The sequence below is a fragment of the Microcella humidisoli genome, from assembly GCF_024362325.1.
In the GTDB taxonomy this organism is placed as follows: Bacteria; Actinomycetota; Actinomycetes; order Actinomycetales; family Microbacteriaceae; genus Microcella; species Microcella humidisoli.
In genome coordinates, this window is the sequence record NZ_CP101497.1 from 434,593 (window position 1) to 460,114 (window position 25,522).

Here is a 25,522-nt window from a genome sequence, read left to right on the forward strand (position 1 = left end):
TCGCGGCATGACCTCCCCCGCCCCCGCCGACAAGCCGACCGCTGACGCCCGTGAGCCCGGCGCCGACGAGCCCGGCGTCGACCTCCCGAATGTGCCCTTGCTCGAGGAATCGATCGAGTACGCGGCGCTCGAGCAGAAGCCCACCTGGCGGGGGTGGATCCACGCGGGCACGTTCCCCCTCGCGATCGTGCTGGGCATCGTGCTCATCATCGTGGCGGACGGCCCGGCGGCGCGCTGGTCGAGCGGGGTCTTCGTGCTCTCGTCCCTGCTGCTCTTCGGCATCTCGGCGACCTACCACCGCTTCACGTGGAGCGATCGCACACGCATCCTGCTGAAGCGCTTCGACCACGCCAACATCTTCCTGCTCATCGCCGGCACCTACACACCGCTGTCGATCATGGCGCTGCCGCCCGAGAAGGGGTACCTGCTGCTCGTGCTGGTGTGGAGCGGCGCGCTGCTCGGCATCGGCTTCCGCGTGTTCTGGATCAATGCTCCGCGCTGGGCCTACGTGCCGCTCTACGTGATGCTGGGCTGGGCGGCCGTGCTCTACATCGTCGACCTGTTCACCGCCAACGCGGCCATGATGGTGCTCGTCATCGTAGGCGGCCTCGCCTACACGGCGGGCGCGATCGTGTACGGCATGAAGAAGCCCAACCCCGTGCCGGGCGTCTTCGGCTTCCACGAGATCTTCCACACCCTCACGGTCGTGGCATTCCTCTGCCACTGGACGGGCGTGCTGCTCGTCGCGCTCGACCCGCCGTTCGGCGGCTGAGCGGAGCTAGCGCTCGGCGGGCTGCTCGGGCTCGGGCTCGACCGGACCGCCCTCGGCGATCATCTCCTGCTCGGCCTCGAGGCGCTCGCGCACCTCGCCGCGATAGCGCACCCGTCGGATGCGCCGCGTCATGTCGATGAGCAGGAAGATGGCCGCGATCGCGACGAGCGCGATGGCGATGAAGCCCTCGACGCCCGGCGTGACCGTGTTCGGGTCGAACCCGGGGGGCGTCGTCGGCTCCACCGGGTTCGGTCCGATGCCCGTGGGCATCACGCGGGCCGCCAGGGTGTTCCAGATCACAGGATGCTCCTCGGGGGTGTCGACGGGCGCCGCGGTTGAGGCAACCCTCACCTGCGCGCTCTACGCTGACCTCCAGGGTAGCGATCGCACCTGAGCGGCTCACGACGGCCGCGCCGCACGAGGGAGGCCCGTCAGCCGTGAGCACCACGCAGCAGCGTCTGGATGAGCGCTACGGACGCACCGCGGGCGCCGAGCGCCGCACGCGCACTGGCATGATCATCGCGGGCATCGTGTTCGCGATCGTCTTCACGGCGTGGGTCGTCTGGGGCGGGCTCTCGGGCACGAACGCCGAGCTCGAGACGCGCGAGCTCGGGTATGCGAACGTCACCGACACGTCGATCGACGTGCGGTGGGAGGTCTCGACGACACCGGGAACCGAGGTGTCGTGCGCCATCCAAGCCCTCAACGAGAGCTTCGGCATCGTGGGCTGGCGCATCGTCGAGCTGCCGGCATCGAGCGAGCGAACGCGGGTTCTCACCGAGACCCTGCGCACGGCCGAGCGGCCGGTCACCGGTTTGCCCTACCGGTGCTGGCTCCCGTAGCATCGCCGGAACCACAAGTCAGAACCGGCCCACGGGCCGGTTCTGCTGCGTCAGGAGGGAATCGTCATGAACGACGCCGCGGGCACCACCACGCAGTGGCTCACGCAGGAGGCGCACGACCGCCTATCGGCCGAGCTCGAGCACCTGTCGACGACGGGGCGCGCCGAGATCGCGAAGCGCATCGAGGCCGCCCGTGACGAGGGCGACCTCAAGGAGAACGGCGGCTACCACGCCGCCAAAGACGAGCAGGGCAAGATCGAGGCGCGCATCCGCACCCTCACCGAACTGCTGCGCACGGCCGTCGTCGGCGTCCCGCCGACCGCGCACGGCGTGGTGGAACCCGGCACCGTCGTGACGGCGACGATCCTCGGCGACGACGAGCGGTTCCTCCTCGGCAACCGCGAGATCGTCGGCGACGACAGCGACATCGACGTGTACAGCGAGGCCAGCCCTCTCGGCCAGGCCATCCTGGGCGCGAAGATCGGCGACACGGTCAGCTACACGGCGCCCAACGGCAAAGAGATCGCCGTCACGATCGTCGACGTGAGCACCTACACCGGCTAGAGCTGCGTCCTGGGGTCATAACCCGCGTCGCGCAGCGCCCCGATCACCTGGTCGGCGTGCTCGGGCCCGCGGGTCTCGATGTGCAGCTCGAGCTCGACCTGGCTGATGGCGAGCCCGGAGCCGTGCCGCGTGTGCAGCACCTCGACGACGTTGGCGTTCTGGTCGGCGATGATCTCGCTCGTGCGGGCGAGCTGGCCGGGCCGGTCGGGCAGCGGGATGCGCAGCTTGAGATAGCGCTCGGAGGCGGCGAGCCCGTGGGCGATCACGCGCTCCATGATGAGCGGATCGATGTTGCCGCCCGAGAGCACGACGACGGTCGGGCCGCTCGCCGTGATCTTGCCCGTCATGATCGCGGCGACTCCGACCGCGCCGGCCGGCTCGACCACCATCTTGGCGCGCTCGAGCAGCACGAGCATCGCGCGGGCGATGTCGTCGTCGTCGACCGTCACGACCTCGTCCACCGCATCCCGAACGATCTCGAAGTTGAGCTTGCCGGGCTTGGCCACGGCGATGCCGTCGGCGATCGTCGGCGAGATGGTGATCTCGGTGACGGCACCCGCCGCCAGAGAAACGGGGTACGCGGCCGCATTGGCCGCCTGCACCCCGATGACCCGGATGCTGCGCCCGAGCTCGGCCGCGCGCCGCTTGAGCACGCTCGCGACACCCGAGATGAGCCCACCGCCGCCGATCGGCACGATGACGGTCTCGAGCTCGGGCACCTGGTCGAGCAGCTCGAGGCCCAAGGTGCCCTGCCCGGCCACGACGTCGGCGTGGTCGAAGGGCGGGATGTAGACGGCGCCCGTGCGCTCGGCGAATTCTTGCGCGGCCTTCAGCGGCTCGCTCACGGTGTGGCCGCGCAGCACGACCTCGGCGCCGTAGTGGCGCGTCGCCTGCAGTTTGGGCAGGGCGACGCCGATGGGCATGAAGATCGTGGCGGCGATGCCGAGCTCGCGCGCCGCGAAGGCGACCCCCTGGGCGTGGTTGCCGGCGCTCGCAGCGACGACGCCGCGCGCCTTCTCCTCGTCGCTGAGCCGCGACATGCGGTTGTACGCACCGCGGATCTTGTACGAGCCCGTGCGCTGCAGGTTCTCGCACTTGAGGTGCACGGGCGCGCCGAGAACGTCGCTGAGGTACCGCGAGGTCTCCATGGGCGTGACCTCGGCGACGCGGCTGACGACCAGGCGCGCGGCCTCGACATCGGCGAGGGTCGGGCCAGCGATCGTGAGCGGGGCGGTGGTCATGGGCGCTCCTGGGTCGGTGCAACGGGAGGTGGCTGGATATCGCTCAGGGTCATGGGGTGCGGGATGATGCGCCACCGACCGCTCGCGATGTAGCGCACGAAGACGTTGACGAACGCCGCGATCGGAACAGCGAAGAGCGTGCCCGGGATGCCCGCGAGGAGTCCACCCGTCGCCACCGCGAGCACGACGGCCAGAGGGTGCACCCGCACAGCCGGGCCCATGATGAGGGGCTGCAGCACGTTGCCCTCGATCTGCTGCACGAGCAGCACGCCACCGAGCATGAGCAGGGCGATGAACGGGCCGTTGTAGACGAGCGCGATGAGCACCGCGAGTGCGCCCGTCACGAGCGCGCCGACGAACGGCACGAAGCTCGCGAGGAAGACGGCCACGCCGATCGGCAGGGCGAGGGGCAATCCCAGGGCCCACGCGATGAGCCCGATTCCGAGGCCGTCGACGAAGGCGACGAAGATCTGCACCTTCGAGAAGTTGGTGAGCGTGAGCCAGCCCGCGCGGGCGGCGCCATCGACGGCGGGCCGTGCGGTGCGCGGGAAGATGCGCACGACGAAGCGCCAAATGTTGGGCCCGTCGATGAGGAAGAACAGGAGCGAGAACAGCACGAGCACCGTTCCGGTCAACAGCTCGACCGCCGTCGCGCTCACCGAGAGCGCGCCCGTGACGAGCGGGCCCCCCGTCGAGAAGTCGAGCTCGGAGACGATGCCGTCGATCCACCCGGTGATCTCGTCGGTGCTCAGGCCGAAGGTCGTGCTGAGCCACACGAGGAACTCGTCGAACGCGTCGACGGATCGGTCTTGCAGCGAGGGCCACCCGGCGCGCACCTGCGCGACGACGAGCCAGATGAGGGCCGTGACCACGCTCACGAGCGTGAGCATCGCCGTCGTCACCGCGAGCCAGTGCGGAAAGCGCAAGCGGTGCTTGAGCCAGGTGGCGAACGGCACGAGCAGGGCCGCGAGCAGCACCCCGATGAGCAACGGGATGACGATGAGCCGCAGCTGGATGATGAGGAAGATCAGCACGCCGATCGCACCGGCGACGACGAGCATGCGCCACGACCACGCGGCCGCCGTGCGCATTGCGGGCGCGACGGCGTCGGCCCCCGCCGGCGGGAGCGGATCGGCCTTCGGTCGCCAGAACATTGCGCCAGTCTACGAGCCTGGGCCCGAGCGGCGGCTCAGGAAGGCGCCACGGCGACGGGCCGCCCCATCAGCCGCACGTGCACGGCCTCTCCCGGCGCGGGATGCTGGCCGACCTCGTGCTGCACGGTCAGCTCGAGCCCGCCGTCGTCGAGCCGCACACGGGTGCGGCGCAGCGAGCCGAGGAACGAGCTCGTGAGCACGACAGCGGCGCGCGCATCCGGGTCACCGGCCGGGGCGAGCACGATGTCTTCGGGCCGCACGAGCGCGATCGCCGCACCCTCCGGCGCGGTCGGATCGATGAGCGGCAGCCGCTGGGCGCCCACGGCGATCGTGCCGCGCGCGACCGTGCCGGGCATCCGGTTGCTCAGCCCGACGAAGTCGGCGACGAAGGCGCTCGCCGGGCGGGAGTACAGCTCTTCGGGCGTGCCGATCTGCTCGATGCGGCCGGCCCGCATGACGGCGACGCGGTCGGCGACGGCGAGCGCCTCCTCCTGGTCGTGCGTCACGAACACGGTCGTGATGCCGAGCTCGGTCTGGATGACCCGGATCTGCTCGCGCAGCTGCACGCGCACCTTGGCGTCGAGCGCGCTGAGCGGCTCGTCGAGCAGCAGCACGCGGGGCCGCGTGACGAGGGCGCGCGCGAGCGCGACACGCTGCTGCTGCCCGCCGCTGAGCTGGTGGGCGTAGCGGGCACCGTGGTGGTCGAGGCCGACGAGCTCGAGGGCCTCAGCCGCGCGGCGGCGGCGATCGGCCGGCGCGGCGCCGCGCATCCGCAGCCCGAATTCGACGTTCTGCAGCGCGGTGAGGTGCGGGAACAACGAGTACGACTGGAACACCATGCCGATGTCGCGCTTATTGGTGGGCGTGCCGATGACGTCGACCTCGTCGATGAGGATGTGGCCGCCGTCGGCGCGCTCGAGTCCGGCGAGCACGCGCAGCGCCGTGGTCTTGCCGCACCCGGAGGGCCCGAGCAGGGCGACGAGCTCGCCGGGCTCGAGGGCGAGCGAGATGCCGTCGAGCGCGGTCGTGCCGCCGGGGAAGCGCTTGACGACATCGACGAAGGCGACGGGGGCGGCCACGCGAGGGGCGGTGGCAGTGGGTGCGGTCATGAGGTCCTCCGGGTGGTGCCGCGCCCGATCGCCCCGATGACGAGCAGCAGGGCGACGGCGACGAGCAGTGAGAGCAGGGTGACGATGACGGCGATGAACGGATCGTCCTTCTGCACGATCACGAGCGCCGTCTGCAGGTTCTGCCGGTTGAGCAGCGAGGCGATCGTGAACTCGCCGAGCACGACCGCGACCGAGATGAACGCTCCGGCGAGCAGGCCGGCGCGCAGGTTGGGCAGCAGGACGCGCGCGATCACGGTCGGCCAGCTCGCCCCGAGCGAGCGCGCCGCCTCGGTGAGGGTGATGACATCGATCGCATCGAGGTTCGACTGCACCGCGCGGTAGGCGAAGGGCAGCACGATGATGCCGTAGGCCAGCGCGAGGGTCCACACGCCGCTGCCGGCAGCCCGCGAGATGACGCCGTAGACGGGGGCGAGGCCGACGACGAGCACGATCGCCGGGATGCTGATCGGCAGCAGGCACACGAACTCGAGCACCCGGCGCAGCTGCGGCAGCTTGAGCTGCACGACGATCATCGTCGGCACGAGCAGCACGAGCATGAGCGCGACGGTCGCCGCGGCGAGCACGAGCGAGTTGCCGATCGCCTGCCCGAGCACGCGGTACTCGGGCCCGAGGTCGAAGGTGAGCACGGTGACCCAGCGGTCGAGGCTGTAGCCGCCCTCGAGCCCGCGCCGCAGCGTGAACTCGACCATGGCGACGATCGGCACGGCGAACAGCAGGCCGATCGTGCCGAGGATGCCCCAGCGGGCGAGGCGGCTGGGCGTGGGCACTCCCGTGCTGGTGGATGCGCGCATCCCGCTCATCGCTGCCACCGCGACGCACGGCGCTGCAGCAGCGCGTACAGCGCCATGACGACCGCCATCACGACGATCATGGCGAGCGCGAGCGCCCCCGCGAGGTTCTCGCGGCCGAGCAGTGTCTCGCTCGTCAGCGCGGCGCGAATCTGCAGCGGCACGATCGACTGGCCTTGGCTCGTCAGCGCAGCCGCGGTGGCGTACGACGAGAACGCGTTGGCGAACAGCAGCAGCAGCGAGCCGAGGAACGAGGGGGCGAGCACGGGCAGGCCGATGCGCCACCAGAACGTGGCCGTCGTGCCGCCGAGGGTTGCGCTCGCCTCGGCCCACTGCGGCTTGAGCGCCTCGAGGGCGGGCATGAAGATGATGATCATGAGCGGCACCTGGAAGTAGATGTAGGGCAGCACGAGCCCCGGCGCCTCGTAGAGCCACACCCCGTCGGCGAAGATGTCGATGCCCAGCCGGTCGCGCAGCAGCACCGTGATGAAGCCCTGGATGCCGATGGTCGCCACGAACGCGAAGGCGAGCATGACGCCGCCGAACTGCGCGAGCACACCGCTGACCGCGTCGATGCCCGAGCGCAGCGGCCCCTCGGGGCGCGTGCCGATGAGGGCGTAGCAGACGAGCGCCCCGAGCACGGCGCCGACGACCGCGGTGACGGCCGAGAGCACGATCGAGGTCATGACGCCGCTCACCACGAAGGGGTCGGCGAGCGCTGCGATGTTGTCGAGCGTGAACGCCCCCTCGCTGTCGACGAACCCGGTGCCGAGCGCGAGGGCGGTCGGCAGGCCGAGGAAGAGCAGCACGTAGAGCGCGAAGGGCACCACTCCCCAGATCGGGGAGGCGAGAACGCCGGGCGTGCGGGTCGACCCCCGGGGCGCGGTGCCCCGGGGGTCGACCGTCGTCACGACGGGCGTGCTACTGGACAGCGGTCGCCCAGCGCTCGCCGAGCAGGGCCGCGGCGGCCTCGCTCTGCGCGGCGGTCGGCACCACGGTGTCCGCCGGCGCCTCGGGCAGCGCCGCGTAGAGCGCCTCGTCGATCTCGCCGTTCGCGACCATCGAGGCCTCGAGCACGGGGCGGGCGCCACCCTTCAGCCAGAGGTTCTGCACCTCGGGGCTGTAGAGGAACTCCATCCAGAGGCGCGCGGCCGCCGGGTTCGGGGCGTCCTTGTTGATGGCCTGGTTGTAGTAGCCGGCGTATCCGGTACCGGGCAGCACGACGACCTCCCAGTTGCGCTGACCGTCGAGCTCAGCGGCGTAGCCGTTGTTCAGGTAGTCCCAGTCGAAGACGACGGGGGTCTCGCCCGAGGCCACCGTGGCCGGGGTCGGGTCGATCTTCACAAAGTTGCCGACCGCGTTGAGCTCTTCGAAGAAGTCGATGCCGGCATCGAAGTCATCGAGGGTGCCGCCGTTCTGCACGGTCGCCATGCCGACGGCCGCGAAGGCCGCGCCGGCCTGCGTCGGGTCGCCGTTGATGGCGACCTTGCCGCGGTAGTCCTCACCGAGCAGGTCTTGCAGGCTCGTGGGGGCCGGCACCGCGTCGGGGTCGTAGCCGATGGCCATGTACCCGCCGTAGTCGCCCCAGAACAGGCCGTCCTCGTTCTTGAGCTCGGCGGGGATGTCGTCCCAACGCTCGACGAAGTAGGGCGCGAAGTAGTCGGTGCTCTGCAGCGCGACGGCGAGACCGAGGTCGAAGACGTCGGGCGCGGTGTCCTGGCCGGCAAGGTTCTCGGCGGCCTGGATCTCTTCGGCGCTCGAGGCGTCGGGCGACGCCTCGGTGACCGTGATCTCGGGGTAGCGCTCGATGAACAGGTCGAGGATCTCGCCGTAGTTGGCCCAGTCGCGCGGCAGCGCGATGACGTTGAGCGCGCCCTCGGCCTTCGCGGCGGCCTCGAGGTCGGCGAAGGTGCCGAAGTCGGCGATGCTCGTGGCGGTGGCCGCGTCGACCTCCGAGGCGGGAGCCTCGGTGGTGGCGCAGGCGCCGAGCGTCAGTGCGGCCGTCGTCGCGAGTGCGACAGCGGCGAGAGTGCGTGTGGTGTTCACGGATCCTCCGGGTCGGGCCGCGGCGGCTCGGGCTGTGTTCCGAGCACGGGGAACCGCGACTGCTCCGCACGCTAAGCACGCTCGGTGACGCGCCGGGTCGCCCCCAGTGAACGGCCGGCAACGTGACGGCGACGGATGCGCGACCGGGGCCGCGCATGCGAGCAGGGCTCCCCCGCTAGCGTGGTGCGGTGCCCCGATTGACCGCCGCGCAGGCGCGCCGCCTCGCCCTCGCCGCCCAGGGTTTCGACCGCGCGCATCCGGCCGCCGTCGGCACGCGCCAGCTCGCGTCGGCGATCGACCGCCTGCAGGTGCTGCAGCTCGACTCGGTGACCGTCTTCGCGCGCTCGCACTACCTGCCGCTCTTCGCGCGCCTCGGCGCCTACGACCCGGCCGACCTCGATGCGCTCATCTTCGCCCGCCGCGGCCGGTACACCGAGTACTGGGCGCACGAGGCGGCGATCATCCGGCGCGATGACTGGCCGCTCTGGCACTGGAAGCGCGAGGCCCTGCGCGAACGCTTCACGCTGAAGAGCGCGTGGGTGCGCGAGAACACGGCAATGCTCGACTGGCTGCTGCTCGAGCTCGCGGCGAAGGGCCCGATGACCGTGAGCGATGTCGAGCACGACGCCACCGAACGGCGCGGCCCGTGGTGGGGCTGGAGCGACGTCAAGGAGGGGCTCGAATACCTCTTCGCCTTCGGCGACGTCGTCAGCGGCGGGCGCCGCGGCTTCTCGCGGGTGTACGCGCTCCCCCACCAGGTCGGCCTCGCCGAGCTGCACGCGGTGGAGGTGCCCCGCGTCGAGGCGCAGCGCGAACTCGTGCTGCGCAGCGTGCGCGCGCTCGGCGTCGGCACCGTCGGCGACATCGCCGACTACCACCGGCTGAAGATCGCACCGACCCAGGATGCTCTGCGCGCGCTGCTCGCCGCAGGCGAGATCGAGCAGGTCGAGGTGGAGGGGTGGACCACGGGCGCGGGCCGCCCGCTGCCGGCGTTCATCATGCCGGGCGCGCGCATCCCCCGCCGCATCGAGGCGACCGCCCTGCTCTCGCCCTTCGACCCCGTCGTGTGGAGCCGCGACCGCGCCCTCCGCATGTTCGGCTTCCCCTACCGCATCGAGATCTACACGCCTGCGCCGAAGCGGCAGTACGGCTACTACTCGCTGCCCGTGCTCGTCGACGACCGGCTGCTCGGCCGCATCGACCTCAAGAGCGACCGGCAGGCCGGCGTGCTGCGGGTGCAGTCGGCGTGGGTGGAGCCGGGCGGCTCACCCGCGGAACTCGCGGCGCGGGTGGCGCCGGTGCTGCGGCGAGCATCCGCGTGGCAGGGTCTCGGCGAGGTCGTCGTGACCGAGCCCCTCTGGGGCGACGCGGCGGCCGCGGTGCGCGACGCGCTCTCGCGCGTGCCGTGACCGCGAGCGTTCGCCGTTATCGGCCGAACGTCGCATTGTCGCCCGAATGTTTCCGCTGCAATGAGACTTTCGGGCTACACCGCTCGGCTGAGTTCGAGGCAGCGTCGGCCTAGAAGCGCGTCGAGTTCTCGATGAGGCGCTTGACCCGTTCAGCGATCGGCGGGTGGGTCTGGAACATGCGGTCGACGAACCCCGGCTTCATCGGGTCGCTGATGTAGAGGTGGGCCATGGTCGAGTTCTGGCGGCGCATCGGGCGGGCGTAGTCGCCGAGCTTCTGCAGCGCGCTCGCGAGCGCCTCGGGGTCGCGCGTCGTGAGGGCGCCCGTCGCGTCGGCGAGGTACTCGCGCTGCCGCGAGACGGCGGCCTGCACGACTGCGGCGACGAGCGGCGCGATGACCATCGCGGCGAGGCCGAGCACGAGCATGATCGGGTTGCCGTTGTTGTTGCGGTTGCCGCCCCAGAACGCCATGCGGAAGAGGATGTCGGCGATGAAGCCGACCGCGACGACGAGGCCGAACACGATCGTCGAGACGCGGATGTCGTAGTTCTTGACGTGCCCGATCTCGTGCGCCATGACGCCCGCGAGCTCGCGATCGGTCATGAGCTCGAGCAGCCCCGTCGTCGCCGCGACGCTCGCGTGCTTCGGGTCGCGGCCCGTCGCGAAGGCGTTCGGCGCGGGGTCGTCGATCACGTAGACGCGCGGCATCGGCAGGCCCTCGGTGATGGCGAGGTTCTCGACGATGCGGTACAGCCGCGGGTTGTCGGCCTTCGTGATCGGATGCGCGCCCGCGAGCCCGAGCGCCTGCGAGCCCGCGGCGAAGTACTGCACGAGCGTGTAGATCGTGGCACCGATGAGGGTGCCGATGAAGATCGAGTAGCCACCGCCGAAGTAGTAGTCGGCGAAGAGCCCGAGCAGCCCGATGATGATGACGAACAGCAGGATGATGAACACCGTGTTGCGCTTGTTCGCCGCAATGGCGCGATACACCTAGACCTCCAGACGCGCGGTCGGGATGCGGTGGATCAGAACTGCACGCGCGGCGGCTCGGCGATCGCCGCGGCGTCGGCAACCTCGAAGAAATCGCGCTCAGTGAAGCCCAGCCCGCGCACGAACAGCGTGTTCGGGAACTGCTTGATCTTCACGTTGAGCTCGCGCACGCCGCCGTTGTAGAACCGACGCGAGGCCTGGATCTTGTCCTCCGTGTCGACGAGCTCGCCCTGCAGCTGCAAGAAGTTCTGGCTCGCCTGCAGCTGCGGGTAGGCCTCAGCCACGGCGAAGATGCTCTTGAGCGCCTGCTGCATGTGCCCCTCGGCGACGGCGGCGTCGGCCGGACCCTGCGCGCCGAGCGTCTCAGCGCGGGCCTTCGTGACGGCCTCGAACACCTGCTTCTCGTGCGCGGCATAACCCTTGACCGCCTCGATGAGGTTCGGCAGCAGGTCGGCGCGCCGCTTGAGCTGCACCGTGATGTCGCTCCACGCCTCGTCAACGCGCACGTTGAGCGTGACGAGCGAGTTGTACGTCGCCCAGAGGTAGATGCCCGCGATGACGACGAGCAGGACGAGAACGCCGATGACCACCAAGAATTCCATGACGCACAGCATAGGGCGGGGCTGACCGCGCCGACAGGGGGACTCCTGAGAGAATGTCCAGCAGACAGGTCGAGACGGGGGTGAGCGGATGCGCAGGCGCGAGCGGCACGACCCCGCCCGCCGCGCGGCCCTCCATCGCGGGCTCGCCGCCCTCGCCATCGCAGCCACCGCAGCGCTCCCCCTCGCGCTCGCGCCAGCGGCACCCGCTGCGGCCGCCGCCGCCTTCGACGTTCCGCCGAGCGACTTCGTGGCGGGCTCGAGCGTCACGCTCACGGGGTCGAAAGACGCCGGCAGCACGCTCGTCATCCGGCGCGACGGCGAGGTCGTGTGCACGATCACCGATCCGGATGCCCTCGCCTGGCAGTGCTCGGGCATCGCCGTGCCGAACGGAGTGCACGAGTTCACGGGCGAGGAGATGCTCGCCGACGCGTCCACCGCCCCGCTGCCGCCGCTGACCCTGCGCGTGCTCGCGGCGCCGGCGATCGACGGGGGCGGCGCAGCCGTCATCACCACGGGGCTGTTCAGCGGCACGGCGGAGCCCGGGGCGAGCATCCAGCTGCAGGCGACCGGCAGTGCCGGGACGACCATGCACACGTGCCCCGACGCGCTCGGCTCGGGCTACTGGTCGTGCGCCGTCGACCTCGCGAGCGGCTCGTACCAGGTGCGCGCACGACAGTCGTCGCCCCCGATCGGGCCCGAGTACTCGGACTACTCGGCCGCCGTCGCCGCCGTCGTCGACCGGGCGCCGCCGCGCGCACCGACCATCACCTCGCCCCGCCCCGGCACCACGCCGCTCGGTGCCGTGACGGCGCGCGGCGGAGGAGAGCGGGGTGCCCTGCTGCAGCTCTTCATCGACGGCGCGCTCGCGTGCGAGACGCGCGTGTCGAGTTCGGGCAGCTGGGAGTGCCCCGTGCGCTGGCCGTCGACGGGCGACTTCACCGTGCAAGCGCTGCAGCGCGATCGGGCCGGCAACTTCAGCGCCGCGAGCCCTCGCGTGCAGGTGCGCTACGAGCCGCCCGCCGCGCCGCCGCGCGAGGGGCAGGCGAGCGAGGCTCCCCGCGAGCCCGAGCAGAGCGCCACCCCGACGCCGACCCCGATTCAGCCCGACGAGCCGCGCCCGCCGACGCCCGCCCCGCCGCTCGGCGTCAACTGGGGAACCCCGACAGGCTTCGGCGGCTCGCTGCCGACGGCGTCGGAGGTGCTCGAGCGCGGCGGCTGGCTCGTGGCACCGCTCGCGGGCCTCGCCTACCTCGTGCTCGTCGCGCTGCCGCTGCGCGCGTTCGTCACGCACGTGCGGCCGCGCCTGCGACGACCGCGGCTCGCCCTCACGGGGCGAAACCGGGCGCCACCGTCGACGAGCCGGTCTCGCCCGTGCTCTCGCCGCGCCTCGTGGCGATCGGCACCCTCGGCGGGGCCGCGATCATCGCCGCGCTGTCGGGCGGCGTGGCCGGCGAGGTGCGGTACGTGCGCCTGACGGCCGCGATCGGGCTCGGCCTGCTGCTGCTCAACCTCGTCGCGGTGCTGCTGCCCGCGCGCATCGCCGGCCGCGTCGCGCGGGTCGAGGTGGTCGTGCGGCTGCTGCCCGGAATCCTGCTCGTCGCCCTCGCCGCCGCGCTGCTGTCGCGATTCGGGGGGCTGCAGCCCCCGCTGCTCGCGGGCGTGCTCATCGCGGCGAGCGCTGCCGCCGGCGCAGGCCGCCGCGCGCAGGCGGGCATCGCCGTGGCGCAGTCGAGCGGCGTCGCCGCACTCGCGCTTCTCGCCTGGGCCGCGCACGACGTGCTCACGCCCAGCACGGGGTTCTGGATGTCATTCGCGAGCGAGACGGCGGCCGCGGTCGCCCTCGGCGGGCTCGGCTCGCTGCTCATGCTGCTGCTGCCCGTCGGCCCGCTGCCGGGCCGCACACTGTATGCGGTCTCGCCGCCCGCGTGGGCCGTCGTGGCACTCGCCGCGGCGACCCTGGCCGCAGCGATCCTCGCGTCCGGTCCCGCCTTCCCGCTCGCGGCGCTCGTGCTCGCGGGCGCGGCGACGGGAGCCGTGCTGACCGCGGCGGTCGTATGGGTGCGGTGGGTGGCGCCCGCCTGGCGCTAAGCGGCGGCGCGCTCGAGCACGCAGCGACGCAGCGCGTCGATGATGCTCGTCGCGCGAGGGTCGTCAGCCTCCATGACGTTCGTCACGAAGGCGAAGCCCACCTCGTGCACGGGGTCGGCGAAGGCCACCTGCCCCCCGGCGCCGTCGTGCCCGAAGCTCGCCGCCGTGAGGTAGCGGCGCGCCGCAGAGTCGAGCTGGAAGCCCATCCCCCAGCGCGGCCAGGGCGGCGGGGCCGAGAAGAACGGATGCCCGTCGGACTGCACGCGCAGCGCCTCGTCGAGGGTGTCGTCATCGAGCAGGCGCACCCCGCCCTCGGAGACGACGGTCGACGACCAGATCGTGGCGAGCGCGCGCGCCGTGGCGATACCGCCCGCGGCAGGGAACTCGGCAGCGTGCAGGCGCGGATCGTTGAACCCGCCGTCGTCCGACACGAGCGCAGCGGGCAGCGCGCCGCCGAGCGTCATGGCGCGCTCGGGCCAATCGATGACCCCGGGCACGCGCGCAGCCGCCTGCGTGTCGATGAGCGCGTGGAGCGTCTGCCCCACCGTGAGGTGCGAGACCCGGGGCTCGAGCTCGGCCGGCAGCCCGATCCATGCCTCGACGCCAAGGGGCCGCGCCACCGCCTCGGCGAAGTAGGCGCCGGGGCTCATGCCGGTCACCCGGCGGATGATCTCTCCTGCGAGCCAGCCCTGCGTGATCGCGTGATACGCGTAGGCGTAGCCGGGCTGCCAGAGCGGTGCCTGCTCGGCGAGCGCCGTGGTCACGGTCGACCAGTCGAGCAGATCGTCGGTCGAGAAGTCGCGCACGGGAGCGTTGAGTCCCGAGCGGTGCCCGAGCACGTGGCGCACGAGCACCTTCTGCTTGCCCGCCTGGGCGAACTCCGGCCAGTAGTCGGCGACGGGCGCGTGATAGTCGAGGCGCCCCTCCTGCACGAGGCGGGCGGCGAGCACGGCGGTGAGCCCTTTCGTGCACGAGAACACGACATTGAGCGTGTCGTGCTGCCACGGCTCGCCCGTGCGCACGTCGCGCACGCCGCCGTGCAGATCGACGACCGGCACACCTCCCACGCGCACCGCGAGGGCGGCCCCCATTCGCTCATGACCCGCGAAGGCGCGTTCGAACGCCTCGCCCACCGGCTCGAATCCCGCCGCGACCGTTCCCGACGTGACGGCAGTCATGCGCCTGCCACCGCCTCGACGGCGATCTGCAGAGCATCCTGAACGGCCGACCACTCGAGCGGCATCGGTCCGGCGATGCCGCCCACGAACGCGCCATGCTCGTCGAGGTTGCGGAAGGCGAACAGCTGCCAGGCGCCCGAACGGTCCTGCACGGCGCGCGCCGCATAGAGCGACTCGTCGTGCACGAGGTGCGCTGCCGCGGCGTCCACCACGGCTCCGCGCGCACCGAGAGCGTCATCCGCGGCGACGGCCCAGATGCCGCCGCGCTGACCGTCGGCCTCGCGCGCTCCCGCGAGCGCGGGGGTGTCGCACGAGAACAGCAGCACGCGCCGGCCGTCGATGTCGATGAGCTGCGGCACCTCGAGGTGCCGGAAGCCGGCACCGGGCGCCGTGAGGGCCTCGACGGCCGACCACGAGACCAGATCGGGCGACGTCGCCACGCCGACCACCCCGCGGTCGAGCTCGTCAGCCCCGGTGCGCGCGCGGGCCGTGAGGAGCATCCACCAGCCGCCATCGGGGTCGGGCATGACCCACGGATCCCGCCACGCCTCCTCCGGCCACACGGAATCGCCGAGCCGCTCGTAGAGCGCGGCGTCGGCCGAGAGCGATCGCTCGGGATGCTTGACCCAGGTGTGCAGGTCGCGCGAGGTGGCCACCGCCACCGTCTCGATGTTGTCGTGGGCGTCAGGCCGCAGGAACCGCGACCCGGTGTAGAACATGTGCCAGGTGCCCTCGGCGTCGCGCACGACGCTGCCCGTCCACGTCGCGTGCGCGTCGACCGCATCGCCGCCGCTCGGCTCGAGGCACACCCCGAGGTCGGTCCACTCGCGCAGGTCGGTCGAGACCGCGTGGCCGATGCGCGCGTTGCGGTGCCGCAGGTGCGGGTCGCCGAGCGAGCGCGGCGCGTGCAAGTAGAAGAGGTGGAACTGCTCGCCGTCGTCGGCGAACCAGAAGTCCCAGACCCAGTGGTCGCGGAGGGAGAACGGCATGGTGGCCCTATCTGAGAGTGGTGGAGGAGGGTCGGTCGCGCGAGTGCTGGGCATCAGCCCTTGACGGCACCCTGCAGCAGCGCCCGGATGAACTGGCGCTGGAAGATCAGGAACACCGTGATGGCGGGCACGATGATGATGAGCGCCCCCGCATTGAGCAGCGGGATGCTGAGGTAGTACTGCCCCTGGAAGAAGGTCAGCGCCCCGGCGACCGTGCGATCGAGCGGATCGGCGATGAGCACGACCGGCAGCAGGAACTGGTTCCACGTCCAGATGAACAGCAGGATCGTCAGGGCGCTGAGCGACGGGAGGGCGAGCGGCAGTTGGATGCGGAAGAACTCCTGCCAGAGCGTCGCGCCGTCCACGCGCGCGGCCTCGCTGAGCTCGCGGGGCACGTTGACAAAGTGGGCGCGCATCCAGAACACCGAGAACGGCATGAAGAGCCCGATGAGCGGGAAGATGACGGCCCACTGGGTGTTGAGGGTGCCGAGCGCCTGCGCCTGGTAGTAGAGCGGGATGATGAGCGACTCGAAGGGGATCGTCAGCCCCAGCACGAAGACGATCAGGATCACCCGGCCGCCGCGCACCCGCAGGCCGCCGAGCGCGTAGCCCGCGAGCGTCGAGATGATGAGGGCGACGGGCACGACGCACAGCACGATGAAGGCGCTCGAGCCCATGAGGCGCCAGACGTTGCCGACCTCGAACGCCGTCACGAAGTTGATCCACTGCGGGTCGGTCGGCCACGACAGGCCGATCGGGTTGCGGTCGGCCGGCTGCAACGCCGCCGAGAGCATGTTGACGAGCGGGATGAGGGTGAGCACGACCGCGACGAGCAGCAGCAGTCGGCCGAGCACCACTTCGGTGCGCGAGGTGATCATCGGTCGCCGATCCTCGAGAGCCGCTGGATGGGGAGCACGAGGGCGAGCACCAGCACCATCATGACGATGCCGAACGCCGACGCGAGGCCGACGTCGCTCTGCGTGAACCCGATGCGGAAGATGAGCAGGCCCGGCACGAGCGTCGCGCGCCCGGGGCCGCCCTGCGTGGACGTGTAGATGATGTCGAAGGTGCTCAGCGCGGCGATGACCGTGAGAGTCACGAGCACCGCGAGCTCTTGCCGCAGGCCGGGCAGTGTGATCGTGAAGAACTCGCGGAACCAGCCGGCGCCGTCGAGCCGGATCGCCTCGTAGAGCGAGGTGTCGATCTTTCCGATGCCGGTGAGCAGCAGCACGGTGCAGAGCCCCGTGAGTACCCACGAGCCGATGAGCCCGACCGCCGGCAGCGCGGTGGCGTAGTCGGCGAGCCACGGGCGCGTCAGGAACCCGAGCCCGATACTGCTGAGGATCTGGTTGACCGCGCCCGTCTGCGCGTACATCCACGACCAGGCGATGCCTGCTGCGGCGAGCGGAATGATCTGCGGCAGGAACAGCACCGTCTGCGAGGCCCGCAGCGCGAAGCCGTCGCGCATGGTGCGGATGAGCGTCGCGAGCACGAGGCCGGTGCCGACCGGGATGATCGTGAAGAAGGCGATGAGCACGAACGAGTTGCGGATCGCCCCGAGCAGGTCGGGGTTCGTCAGCACCTGCGCGTAGTTCTCGAGGCCGACCCACGTGGCGACCCCGATGCCGTTCCAGTCGTAGAACGAGTACTGGATGCCCGTGGCGAGCGGGTAGATCACGAAGGTTCCGTAGGCGACCAGTGCCGGGACAACGAGGAGCCATCCCGCCCGGTCGGCCCGTCGGGCCGCCGCTTTCGCGGCAGCCCGACGAGGGGCGCTCGACGTCTGCGTGGCAGTCACGCGACGACCTCCTCCAGGCGAGTGGCGGTGCGCGACCGCCGCACGACGTCGAGCGCCCTCATGATCAGCCGCCGATTTCCTGCTCGTAGAACGCCTGGACGCGCTCGACGAACTCTTGACCGGTGATCTGGCTGGTCACGAGCAGCTGCGACTCGGGGATGATCGAGCCGGCGTAGATGCCCGCCGTGGTGTTGGCCATGAAGTCGACCTGGCCGTTGTCGGCACCGATCTGCGCGCTCATCTCGAGCGCCTTCTCGATGAGCGAGCCGGGCGCGACCTCGGGCAGCGGCAGGCTCGGGTCGCCACCGGGCGAGGCGCCCGTGATGTCGACGATGATCTGACGCGCCTCGGGGTTCGTGTGGATCCAGTTGAGGAAGTACACGATCTCGTTGAGGTTGTCGCTGCCGGCGGCCACCGAGAACGAGTTGGCGGCGCCCATCGCGATGAAGCGGTCGCCCTCGTTCACGGGCGGCGCGAGGAAGAAGGTCACGTCGTCGCCGAGTGCCTCCTGGTAGCCGGCCGCGGCCCAGTTGCCGTTGAAGGTGAAGAGGCCCTCGCCCTCCGAGAAGCGCGTGACGAACGTGAAGTAGTCGATCGCGTTGATGTCGGACGGGAAGTACCCGGCGTCGGCCCACTTGCGGATGAGCTCGGCACCCTGCACGTTGCCGGGGGTGTTGTAGGTCGCCCCGGGCTCGTTGAACATCCAGCTGAGGAACTCGTCCTGGTCGGCGTACTGGTTCATCGCGGCCTGCACGACGAAGTTGACGACGCCGTCGCTGTCGCCCGCCATGATGGGCAGGATTCCGGCGGCCTTGGCGACCTCCATCATCTCCTCCATCTCGGCGATGGTGGCGGGGGGCTCCTCGATGCCGAGGCTCTCAGCGAGGGCGAGGTTCATGTAGACGCCCGTGACGCTGTAGCCGAGGCCGAGCTGGTAGAGCGAGCCGGAGCCGCGCACACCCTCGTCGGTCATGCGCAGCGGCGAGAGCTGCGAGGCCGGCCAGGCGTCCCAGCCGTAGGCCTCGTAGTACGGGTCGAGGTTGGCCAGCAGGCCGTCCTTCACCGTGTCGCCGATCGTGGGGAGGCGGATCAGGTCGGGCGGGTTCTCGCCCGCGAGCAGACGCGGGGCGTTGGCCGTGAGGTTCTGGAACGTGTCGCGCGTGATCTCGAACGTGACGTTCGGGTACTGGCGCGTGAACTCCTCGGTGAGGGCGTCGGTGACCGGGAAGCCGGTCTCGTCGGCGATCGTGAGAACGACCTCCTCGTCGGTCAGCTCGGTGCTGACCTCGACGCCATCGGTCTCCTCGGGAGCAGCAGCGCCCGGGGCGCAGCCGGCGAGGCCGAGCATCGCGAAAGCGACCGCCGCCCCGACCACCGCGCGGGAGTGCCCGCGCCGGGATGTGTGAAGACGCATTGTGTGACTCCTTTGTCTGAATCTCTTGGTGGCTGATCCACAGGGTGGCACGTGTTTGCCCCCGCTGATCGGCATTGACCGCTGGGGGCCCTTGCTAAATCCATTTAGCAACACGGCACGACACCATGTCAAGTCCCGGCATACAAACATGCGACGCACGGCACCATAGACTCGGGCAGGCGACGAGGAGGCGGCACATGGCGGGCAAGCGGGTCACCCTTGCCGACGTGGCTCGGCGCGCGGGCCTGTCGTCGACCGCCGCCTCGATGATCCTCAACGGCCGCCCCGACACCCGCCTGTCGCAGGATGCGCACGACCGGGTCATCCGTGCTGCGGCCGAGCTCGGCTACCGCCCCAACCTCACGGCCCGCGGTCTGCGCACCGAGCGCACCGACACGATCGGGTTCATCTCCGACGTCGTCGCGACCACCCGCTTCGCGAGCGGACTCATCAAAGGCGCCCTCGACAACGCTCACGCCGCCGGCCACGTGCTGCTCGTGCTCGAGACCGCGGGCGAGCCCCAGCGCGAGGCCGAGGCCGTCGAAGCCGTGCTCGACCGGCAGGTCGACGGCGTCATCTTCGCCACCATGCGCTCGCGCGAGCTCTACGTACCCCCGGTGCCCGATCGCACGCGCGTCGTGCTGCTCAACGCGACCAACGAGCAGCACCCCGTGTCGATCCTGCCCGACGAGTATGCGGGCGGTCGGGCCGCGATCGAGCTGCTCGTACATGCCGGGCATCGGGAGGGCATCCTGCTGCTCGGCCACAACGAGCAGAAGGAGAGCGGGCTGTTCCGCTCGATGACAGTGTCCCGGCGCATCGCGGGCATTCGCGAGGTCATGGCCGAGCACGAGCTGACCTTCCTCGCCGAAGAGTCGATCTGGCTGTGGGAGCCCGACAACGGCTACACGGCCATGACCCGCCTGCTCAAGCGTCACGGTCGCGGCATCAAGGCGATCGTCGCCCTCAACGACCGGCTCGCTTTCGGGGCCTATCAAGCCCTCGCCGAGGCCGGGCTGGCGGTGCCGCACGACGTGTCGATCGTCTCGTTCGACAACGACGAGCTCGCGGCCTACATGCGCCCGGGGCTCACGACCGTCGCCCTGCCTCACGAGGCGATGGGGCGGGCGGCGGTGGATGCGGTGCTCGACCCGGAGCGCACCGGCGAGATCCTCATCCCGATGCCCGTCATCGAGCGCGACTCGATCGCGCGCGTCTCGTAGCCGCGCGCACGGCTCCGGCACAACGTTTGAGTGCGTTCGTCGCACTATCGGCGAAACGTTCGGCGCACAATGCGACGAACGAGCTGATTCGCTGCCGCGGCGCGCGTGCACGAGTACCCCGGGTGGGGGTCGAACCCCGCGACGCATCGCGTCGCGCGTGCACGAGTACCCCGACAGGGACTCGAACCCTGACTGAAGCGATTTTAAGTCGCCTGCCTCTGCCATTGGGCTACCGGGGCGTGCCGCCAGCCTAGAACGCGCGAAACCCCGGTCGCGCGCGGCGACCGGGGTTTCGCGTGCGGCTGCTAGACCTTGGGCCGCGAGGCGAACTCCTGGAAGTAGGCCTGGGGCGTCTCGCGCGCCGAGAGGCTCACGTTGTCGCGACCGAGGAAGAAGTGGCCGACCCAGCCGCCGACCACGCGCAGCTTGCGCTCCCACATGGGGATCGCGAGGCCGTGGTAGCCGCGGTGCATGAACCAGGCGATGAGGCCGGTGACGGCGAACGTGCCCGACTGGAAGGCGCCGTAGCCGAGGCCGAGGCCCGCGACCGCGCCGAGGTTCTTGTGCACGTACTGCTTCGGCTCCTCGCCGCGCAGAGCCGCCGCGAGGTTCTTGGCGAGCACCTTGCCCTGGCGCACGGCGTGCTGGGCGTTGGGAACGCAGAAGCCACCCACGCCACCGCCCGTGAGGTCGGGCACCGCGGCGACGTCGCCGGCCGTCCAGGCACCCTCGACGACCTGCCCCTGCTCGTCGACGACGCGCAGCTCGGCCTGGGCGCGCAGACGCCCGCGCTCTTCGACCGGCAGGTCGGTGAAGCGCACGACGGGGTTGGCCATGACGCCGGCCGTCCAGATGACGAGGTCGCTCTCGAAGCTCTCGCCCGTCGACAGCTCGATGACCCCGCCGACGGCGCTCGTCAGTTGGGTGTCGAGGTGCACGGTCGCGGCGCGCTGGGCGAGGTTCTTGAGCACCCAGTGGCTGGTCTTGAGCGAGACTTCGGGCATGATGCGCCCCATCGCCTCGATGAGGTGGAAGTGCGTGTCGTCGATCGTGAGGCCCGGGTACTCGCGCAGCAGGGCGCTCGCGAGGCTGCGCAGCTCGGCGAAGGTCTCGATGCCCGCGAAGCCGCCGCCGACGACGACGACCGTGAGCAGTCGGTCGCGCTCGGGGCCCGCGGGCAGGAGGGCGGCGCGGTGGAAGTTGTCGATGAGGCGGTCGCGCACGGCGACGGCCTCTTCGATCGACTTCATGCCGATCGCGACGTCGGCGACGCCGGGGATCGGGAAGGTGCGCGAGACCGAGCCGGCGGTGACGACGACGTGGTCGTAGTCGAGCTGGTAGGGCTCGCCGACCTCGGGCGTGATCGTGGCGGTCTTCGAGGCGTGGTCGATGCCCGTCACCTTCGCCGTGATGACGGTCGTGCGCGTCAGGTGGCGACGGTGCGAGACCACGGAGTGGCGGGGCTCGATCGAGCCGGCGGCGACCTCGGGCAGGAAGGGCTGGTAGGTCATGTAGGGCAGCGGGTCGACCATGACGACCTCGGCTTCGCCCCGCCGAAGGTGCTTCTCGAGCTTCAGAGCGGTGTAGAAGCCGGCATAGCCGCCACCGACGATCAGGATTCTGGGCACGGAAAAGCTCTCCTCGGTGGTAAGGGGGGACTCGGTTAATCTACTCCGAACCGGTGCGGGTCACGAACCGCACCACGGCGGCCGCCGCGAGGGTGGCGAGGGCCGTCATCGTGCCGACGAGCACCATGAGGGCCGGGATGACCGCCTCGAGCGGGCCGAGCGCCGAGCCGGGCATCCCGAACCCCGTCGCGATCGCCTTGCCGACCGCCGGCCGCGGCGCCGGCAGCGCGCTCTCGAGGGCCGGCACCTCGGCTCGCCGGTGCACCGTGATCCACTCGCTCAGCGAGCCCAGCGGATTGCCCGTCACCGCGGGCACCGACGCCCGCACCGCGGCGGCCGCGTCGACGAGCCCGTAGCCGTAGAGCGGGTCGGGAACGGTGCCGGTGGCGGGACGGGCGGTGGCGATGATGCGGTTGACGACGTTCGCGGCGTCGAGCTCGGGGTGGGCGGCGCGCACGAGGGCGGCGATGCCCGCGACGATGGGGGTCGCGCCGCTCGTTCCCTGCCATGAGGAGTGCCCGCCGCCGGGGACGGCTCCGACGAGGTTCTCGCTCGGCGCCATCACGCCGATCGTGATGCCCTGCGAGGAGGCGTTGTCGCTCGCGCGGCCCGCGCGGTCGACGCCGCCGACGGCGAGCACGCCCGGCATGGTGGCGGGCGCGGAGACCTGCTCGGTGCCGCTTCCGCGGTTGCCGGCGGCGGCGATGACGACGACGTCGTTCTCTTCCGCGTGCAGGAAGGCGGTGTCCCACGACTCGGGCCAGTCGATGCGGTTGCGCGTGAGCGAGAGCGAGATGATGTCGGCCCCGTTGTCGACCGCCCAGCGCACGGCCTCGGCGATCTGGTCGTCGCCGCTGCGCTCACCGGGCCCGAAGACGAGCGAGATGGTGAGGATCGACGCCGCGGGGGCCGCGCCGATGACCCCGGAGCCCGGCCCGCTCCCCCGCCCGGCGGCGAGCGAGGCGACCATGGTGGCGTGAGTGCTGCTGCGTCCGGCGCCGAGGGGGCGCGTGCCGTCGGCGGCACCGCGGCCCGACACGTCGGTGCCGCCGATCACGGCACCCGCGAGATCGGGGTGCCCCGCATCCACCCCCGAATCGATGATGGCGATGACGACGCCCTCGCCGCGCGTGACGCCCCAGGCCTCGCGGATTCCGTATTCGTCGAGCCAGTACTGCTGGTCGCGCACGGCATCGGCGCGCGCGGCCGGCGCGTGCACGGGGGCGGCGGCGGGCGCGACGACCGCGACGAGCATCCCCGCCGCGAGCAGCGGGGCGGCCAGGGCGCGGGTCAGGAGCCGCGTTGATCGGGCGCGCACGCGCACACCTCGGGGCTCCAGCCGCACTCGGCGAGAGTGCGATCGCCGATCGGGTTGACGCCCGGCCCGGCGGCGAGCGCGTGGCCGAGCAGGGCGTGCAGGCACTTCACGCGCGAGGGCATGCCGCCGGCCGAGTAGCCCTCGATCTCGTCGACGGTCAGGATGCTCGCACGGTCGGCGAGGTACGCCTCGTGCGCGGCGCGATACTGCCCCGCGAGGGCCTCGTCGGCCTCGAGCTCGGCCGCGTACTGGGCCATGCGTCCGTTCGCCTCGAGCTGCGAGGCCGCGATCGTGGCGGCGGGATGCGTCAAGTAGTAGAGGGTCGGGAAGGGCGTGCCCGACGTCAGGCGCGGCCGGGTGGCGACCACGGTCGGCGCGCCGCAGACGCAGCGCGCCGGGATGCCGATGACGTCGCGGGCGGGGCGGCCGAGCTGGGCGCTGACGATCTCGACGTCGCGCTCGGTGAACGGCGCGAAGGGCGGGCGGGTCACTCCGCTCCCCCGAACTCGGGTGAGACCAGCTGGTCGGCGGGCAGATCGGTGAGGCCCGCGGTGACGATGGAGGAGAGCAGGGCGCGGGTCCAGTCGATGCGCGTGGACTGGATCTCGTCGCTCACGGGCTGCGCCGCGTCGTTCTCGACCGTGAGGCCGTCGTCGATGACGAGGAAGGTGATGTCGCCCGGGTAGACGTAGAGCAGCCGGTCGCGTGCTTGCGCCTCGATGTAGGCCGGGTCTTGCCAGCGGTCGATGTCGGTCTGCAGCTCGTCGACGACGGCCTGCTGCTCGGCGACGCGCCGCTCGAGCTCAGCGATCTCTTGCTGCTGCTCGACGAGCACCCGCAGCGAGGGAGCGAGCACGATGAGCGCCGCCACGATGAGCAGCAGCACCGCCACCGTGAAGCCCGACACTTGCAGGTTGCGGAACCACGGCGTCGCTGCGGGCGCGTCGGCGGGGATCGCCACGGGCACGGTGCGGGGTCGACGGGGCATGGGTTCAGCTTAAGCGTCGAGCCCGCCGCCCCGGGTGGGGACGGCGGGCTCGTCGCGATTCGAGTGCGGCTACGCCGTGAACCGGGGGAAGGCGGTGCGACCCGCGTAGACGGCGGCGTCGCCGAGTTCCTCCTCGATGCGCAGCAGCTGGTTGTACTTCGCGACGCGCTCGCTGCGGGCGGGGGCGCCGGTCTTGATCTGGCCGCAGTTGGTCGCGACCGCGAGGTCGGCGATCGTCGTGTCTTCGGTCTCACCCGAGCGGTGCGACAGGATCGCCGTGTAGCCGCTGCGCTGCGCGAGCGCGACGGCGTCGAGCGTCTCGGTGAGCGTGCCGATCTGGTTGACCTTGACGAGCAGCGAGTTGGCGGTGCCGCGGCCGATGCCGTCGCCCAGTCGCTTCGGGTTGGTGACGAAGAGGTCGTCGCCGACCAGCTGCACCTTCGCGCCGAGGTCGGCCGTGAGCGCGGCCCAGCCCTCCCAGTCGTCTTCCGAGAGCGGGTCTTCGATCGTCACGAGCGGGTACGCACCCACGAGGTCGGCGTAGAACGCGGCCATCGAGGCGGCGGTGTGCTCGGCGCCCTCGAAGCGGTAGACGCCGCCCTCGAAGAACTCGGTCGCGGCGACGTCGAGGCCGAGCGCGATGTCCTTCCCGGGCGTGAAGCCGACCTTCTCGATGGCGGCCATGAGGAAGTCGAGCGCAGCCTTCGTGCCGGCCAGGTCGGGGGCGAAGCCGCCCTCATCGCCGAGGCCCGTGGCGAAGCCGCCGGCCTTCAGCTCGCCCTTGAGCGCGTGGTAGGTCTCGACGCCCCAGCGCAGGCCCTCGCTATACGATTCGGCGCCAATCGGAAGGATCATGAACTCCTGCACATCGACCCCGGTGTCGGCGTGGGCGCCACCGTTGATGACGTTCATCATCGGGACGGGCAGCACGTGCGCGTTGGGTCCGCCGACGTAGCGGAAGAGGGGCAGGTCGGCCGAGTCGGCCGCGGCCTTCGCGACCGCGAGCGAGACGCCGAGAATGGCGTTGGCGCCGAGCTTCGACTTGTTGTCGGTGCCGTCGGCGGCGATGAGCTCGGCGTCGATGAGCCGCTGGTCGCTCGCATCCATGTCTTCGATCGCCGGGCCGAGCACGTCGAGCACGGCGTCGACGGCCTTGAGCACGCCCTTGCCGAGGTAGCGCTTCTTGTCGTCGTCGCGCAGCTCGTAGGCCTCGAAGGCTCCGGTCGATGCGCCGGAGGGCACGGCGGCGCGCGAGACGGTTCCGTCGTCGAGCAGCACCTCCACCTCGACGGTCGGGTTGCCGCGCGAGTCGAGAATCTCGCGGGCGCCAACGGCCTCGATTGCAGCCATGGGGGTGTCTCC

At 71.1% G+C, this 25,522-nt stretch carries 26 protein-coding genes and 1 tRNA gene; 7 read left to right on the forward strand and 20 right to left on the reverse strand.

The annotated features are described in order from the left end of the window. Positions 1-7 precede the first annotated feature (7 nt). Entirely contained in the window at positions 8-772 is a 765-nt protein-coding gene (trhA, locus tag NNL39_RS02060) for a PAQR family membrane homeostasis protein TrhA (RefSeq protein ID WP_255160049.1), read from the forward strand. A gap of 6 nt (positions 773-778) precedes the next feature. On the opposite strand, the gene NNL39_RS02065 is transcribed toward trhA, so the two are convergent. After that, positions 779-1,123, reverse strand: coding sequence for a hypothetical protein (locus tag NNL39_RS02065; RefSeq protein ID WP_407665136.1), 345 nt, complete (start codon positions 1,121-1,123; stop codon positions 779-781). 86 nt (positions 1,124-1,209) lie between these two features. On the opposite strand from NNL39_RS02065, the gene NNL39_RS02070 reads away from it, so the two are divergent. Then, positions 1,210-1,614 carry a DUF4307 domain-containing protein gene (locus tag NNL39_RS02070; protein ID WP_255160050.1) on the forward strand — a complete coding sequence of 135 codons (405 nt, stop codon included), beginning with the start codon at positions 1,210-1,212 and terminating at the stop codon, positions 1,612-1,614. A gap of 66 nt (positions 1,615-1,680) precedes the next feature. Further along, a complete protein-coding gene (gene greA / locus NNL39_RS02075) occupies positions 1,681-2,178 on the forward strand; it encodes a transcription elongation factor GreA (RefSeq protein WP_255160051.1) in 498 nt (165 codons plus the stop codon). Here greA and ilvA read toward each other — a convergent pair. Genes ilvA through NNL39_RS02105 form a run of 6 tightly spaced genes read right to left on the reverse strand, consistent with a single transcriptional unit; the run spans position 2,175 to position 8,537 of the window. Continuing rightward, the gene (gene ilvA / locus NNL39_RS02080) at positions 2,175-3,419 is read right to left on the reverse strand and encodes a threonine ammonia-lyase (protein WP_255160052.1); all 1,245 of its coding nucleotides are present in this window, start codon (positions 3,417-3,419) and stop codon (positions 2,175-2,177) included. The two genes, greA and ilvA, sit on opposite strands and share 4 nt — an antisense overlap. Beyond that, positions 3,416-4,573 carry an AI-2E family transporter gene (locus tag NNL39_RS02085; RefSeq protein WP_255160053.1) on the reverse strand — a complete coding sequence of 386 codons (1,158 nt, stop codon included), beginning with the start codon at positions 4,571-4,573 and terminating at the stop codon, positions 3,416-3,418. The genes ilvA and NNL39_RS02085 overlap by 4 nt, the downstream gene beginning before the upstream one ends. A gap of 35 nt (positions 4,574-4,608) precedes the next feature. Then, positions 4,609-5,682: an ABC transporter ATP-binding protein gene (locus tag NNL39_RS02090; RefSeq protein ID WP_255160054.1), complete on the reverse strand. Its 1,074-nt coding sequence runs from the start codon at positions 5,680-5,682 to the stop codon at positions 4,609-4,611. Continuing rightward, entirely contained in the window at positions 5,679-6,494 is an 816-nt protein-coding gene (locus tag NNL39_RS02095; RefSeq protein WP_255160055.1) for an ABC transporter permease, read from the reverse strand. The genes NNL39_RS02090 and NNL39_RS02095 overlap by 4 nt, the downstream gene beginning before the upstream one ends. A gap of 5 nt (positions 6,495-6,499) precedes the next feature. Then, on the reverse strand, positions 6,500-7,402 hold the full coding sequence (locus tag NNL39_RS02100) for an ABC transporter permease (RefSeq protein WP_407665137.1): 903 nt from the start codon (positions 7,400-7,402) through the stop codon (positions 6,500-6,502). Positions 7,403-7,412: 10 nt separating this feature from the next. Beyond that, entirely contained in the window at positions 7,413-8,537 is a 1,125-nt protein-coding gene (locus NNL39_RS02105) for an ABC transporter substrate-binding protein (RefSeq protein ID WP_255160056.1), read from the reverse strand. Positions 8,538-8,725: 188 nt separating this feature from the next. On the opposite strand from NNL39_RS02105, the gene NNL39_RS02110 reads away from it, so the two are divergent. Next, entirely contained in the window at positions 8,726-9,946 is a 1,221-nt protein-coding gene (locus NNL39_RS02110; protein WP_255160057.1) for a winged helix-turn-helix domain-containing protein, read from the forward strand. Positions 9,947-10,055: 109 nt separating this feature from the next. On the opposite strand, the gene NNL39_RS02115 is transcribed toward NNL39_RS02110, so the two are convergent. Then, a complete protein-coding gene (locus NNL39_RS02115; protein ID WP_255160058.1) occupies positions 10,056-10,934 on the reverse strand; it encodes a M48 family metallopeptidase in 879 nt (292 codons plus the stop codon). 35 nt (positions 10,935-10,969) lie between these two features. Continuing rightward, on the reverse strand, positions 10,970-11,536 hold the full coding sequence (locus NNL39_RS02120; RefSeq protein WP_255160059.1) for a LemA family protein: 567 nt from the start codon (positions 11,534-11,536) through the stop codon (positions 10,970-10,972). Positions 11,537-11,624: 88 nt separating this feature from the next. Between NNL39_RS02120 and NNL39_RS02125 the strand changes: the two genes are divergently transcribed. Together NNL39_RS02125 and NNL39_RS02130 are read left to right on the forward strand one after the other, a co-directional pair. Continuing rightward, complete coding sequence (locus tag NNL39_RS02125) at positions 11,625-13,010, forward strand: hypothetical protein (RefSeq protein WP_255160060.1); 1,386 nt, start codon at positions 11,625-11,627, stop codon at positions 13,008-13,010. Continuing rightward, positions 12,908-13,624, forward strand: a complete 717-nt coding sequence (locus NNL39_RS02130; protein ID WP_255160061.1) for a hypothetical protein — start codon at positions 12,908-12,910, stop codon at positions 13,622-13,624. The genes NNL39_RS02125 and NNL39_RS02130 overlap by 103 nt, the downstream gene beginning before the upstream one ends. Here the strand turns inward: NNL39_RS02130 and NNL39_RS02135 are convergent. The 5 genes from NNL39_RS02135 to NNL39_RS02155 all read right to left on the reverse strand — a co-directional run bounded on the left by NNL39_RS02135 (position 13,621) and on the right by NNL39_RS02155 (position 19,003). Beyond that, positions 13,621-14,802 carry a serine hydrolase domain-containing protein gene (locus NNL39_RS02135; protein ID WP_255160062.1) on the reverse strand — a complete coding sequence of 394 codons (1,182 nt, stop codon included), beginning with the start codon at positions 14,800-14,802 and terminating at the stop codon, positions 13,621-13,623. The genes NNL39_RS02130 and NNL39_RS02135 overlap by 4 nt on opposite strands. After that, entirely contained in the window at positions 14,799-15,791 is a 993-nt protein-coding gene (locus NNL39_RS02140; protein ID WP_255160063.1) for a glycoside hydrolase family protein, read from the reverse strand. The genes NNL39_RS02135 and NNL39_RS02140 overlap by 4 nt, the downstream gene beginning before the upstream one ends. 53 nt (positions 15,792-15,844) lie before the next feature. Beyond that, on the reverse strand, positions 15,845-16,669 hold the full coding sequence (locus tag NNL39_RS02145; RefSeq protein WP_255160064.1) for a carbohydrate ABC transporter permease: 825 nt from the start codon (positions 16,667-16,669) through the stop codon (positions 15,845-15,847). Continuing rightward, the gene (locus NNL39_RS02150; protein WP_255160065.1) at positions 16,666-17,589 is read right to left on the reverse strand and encodes a carbohydrate ABC transporter permease; all 924 of its coding nucleotides are present in this window, start codon (positions 17,587-17,589) and stop codon (positions 16,666-16,668) included. Before NNL39_RS02150 ends, NNL39_RS02145 begins: the two co-directional genes overlap by 4 nt. A gap of 64 nt (positions 17,590-17,653) precedes the next feature. Then, complete coding sequence (locus NNL39_RS02155) at positions 17,654-19,003, reverse strand: ABC transporter substrate-binding protein (protein WP_255160066.1); 1,350 nt, start codon at positions 19,001-19,003, stop codon at positions 17,654-17,656. Positions 19,004-19,200: 197 nt separating this feature from the next. Between NNL39_RS02155 and NNL39_RS02160 the strand changes: the two genes are divergently transcribed. Then, on the forward strand, positions 19,201-20,226 hold the full coding sequence (locus tag NNL39_RS02160) for a LacI family DNA-binding transcriptional regulator (RefSeq protein WP_255160067.1): 1,026 nt from the start codon (positions 19,201-19,203) through the stop codon (positions 20,224-20,226). Positions 20,227-20,392: 166 nt separating this feature from the next. Here the strand turns inward: NNL39_RS02160 and NNL39_RS02165 are convergent. The 6 genes from NNL39_RS02165 to eno form a co-directional block, all read right to left on the reverse strand. Next, a tRNA-Leu gene (locus NNL39_RS02165) sits at positions 20,393-20,465 on the reverse strand. A 66-nt stretch (positions 20,466-20,531) separates the two neighbouring features. Beyond that, positions 20,532-21,854: an NAD(P)/FAD-dependent oxidoreductase gene (locus NNL39_RS02170; protein WP_255160068.1), complete on the reverse strand. Its 1,323-nt coding sequence runs from the start codon at positions 21,852-21,854 to the stop codon at positions 20,532-20,534. 40 nt (positions 21,855-21,894) lie between these two features. After that, positions 21,895-23,172 (reverse strand): S8 family serine peptidase, encoded by a 1,278-nt coding sequence (locus NNL39_RS02175; RefSeq protein WP_407665138.1) that lies wholly within the window; start codon positions 23,170-23,172, stop codon positions 21,895-21,897. Next, on the reverse strand, positions 23,145-23,663 hold the full coding sequence (locus NNL39_RS02180; protein ID WP_255160069.1) for a DUF501 domain-containing protein: 519 nt from the start codon (positions 23,661-23,663) through the stop codon (positions 23,145-23,147). Before NNL39_RS02180 ends, NNL39_RS02175 begins: the two co-directional genes overlap by 28 nt. Continuing rightward, positions 23,660-24,160 (reverse strand): FtsB family cell division protein, encoded by a 501-nt coding sequence (locus tag NNL39_RS02185; RefSeq protein WP_255160070.1) that lies wholly within the window; start codon positions 24,158-24,160, stop codon positions 23,660-23,662. Before NNL39_RS02185 ends, NNL39_RS02180 begins: the two co-directional genes overlap by 4 nt. Positions 24,161-24,229: 69 nt before the next feature. Then, positions 24,230-25,510 carry a phosphopyruvate hydratase gene (eno, locus tag NNL39_RS02190; RefSeq protein ID WP_255160071.1) on the reverse strand — a complete coding sequence of 427 codons (1,281 nt, stop codon included), beginning with the start codon at positions 25,508-25,510 and terminating at the stop codon, positions 24,230-24,232. Between the last annotated feature and the right edge of the window lie 12 nt (positions 25,511-25,522).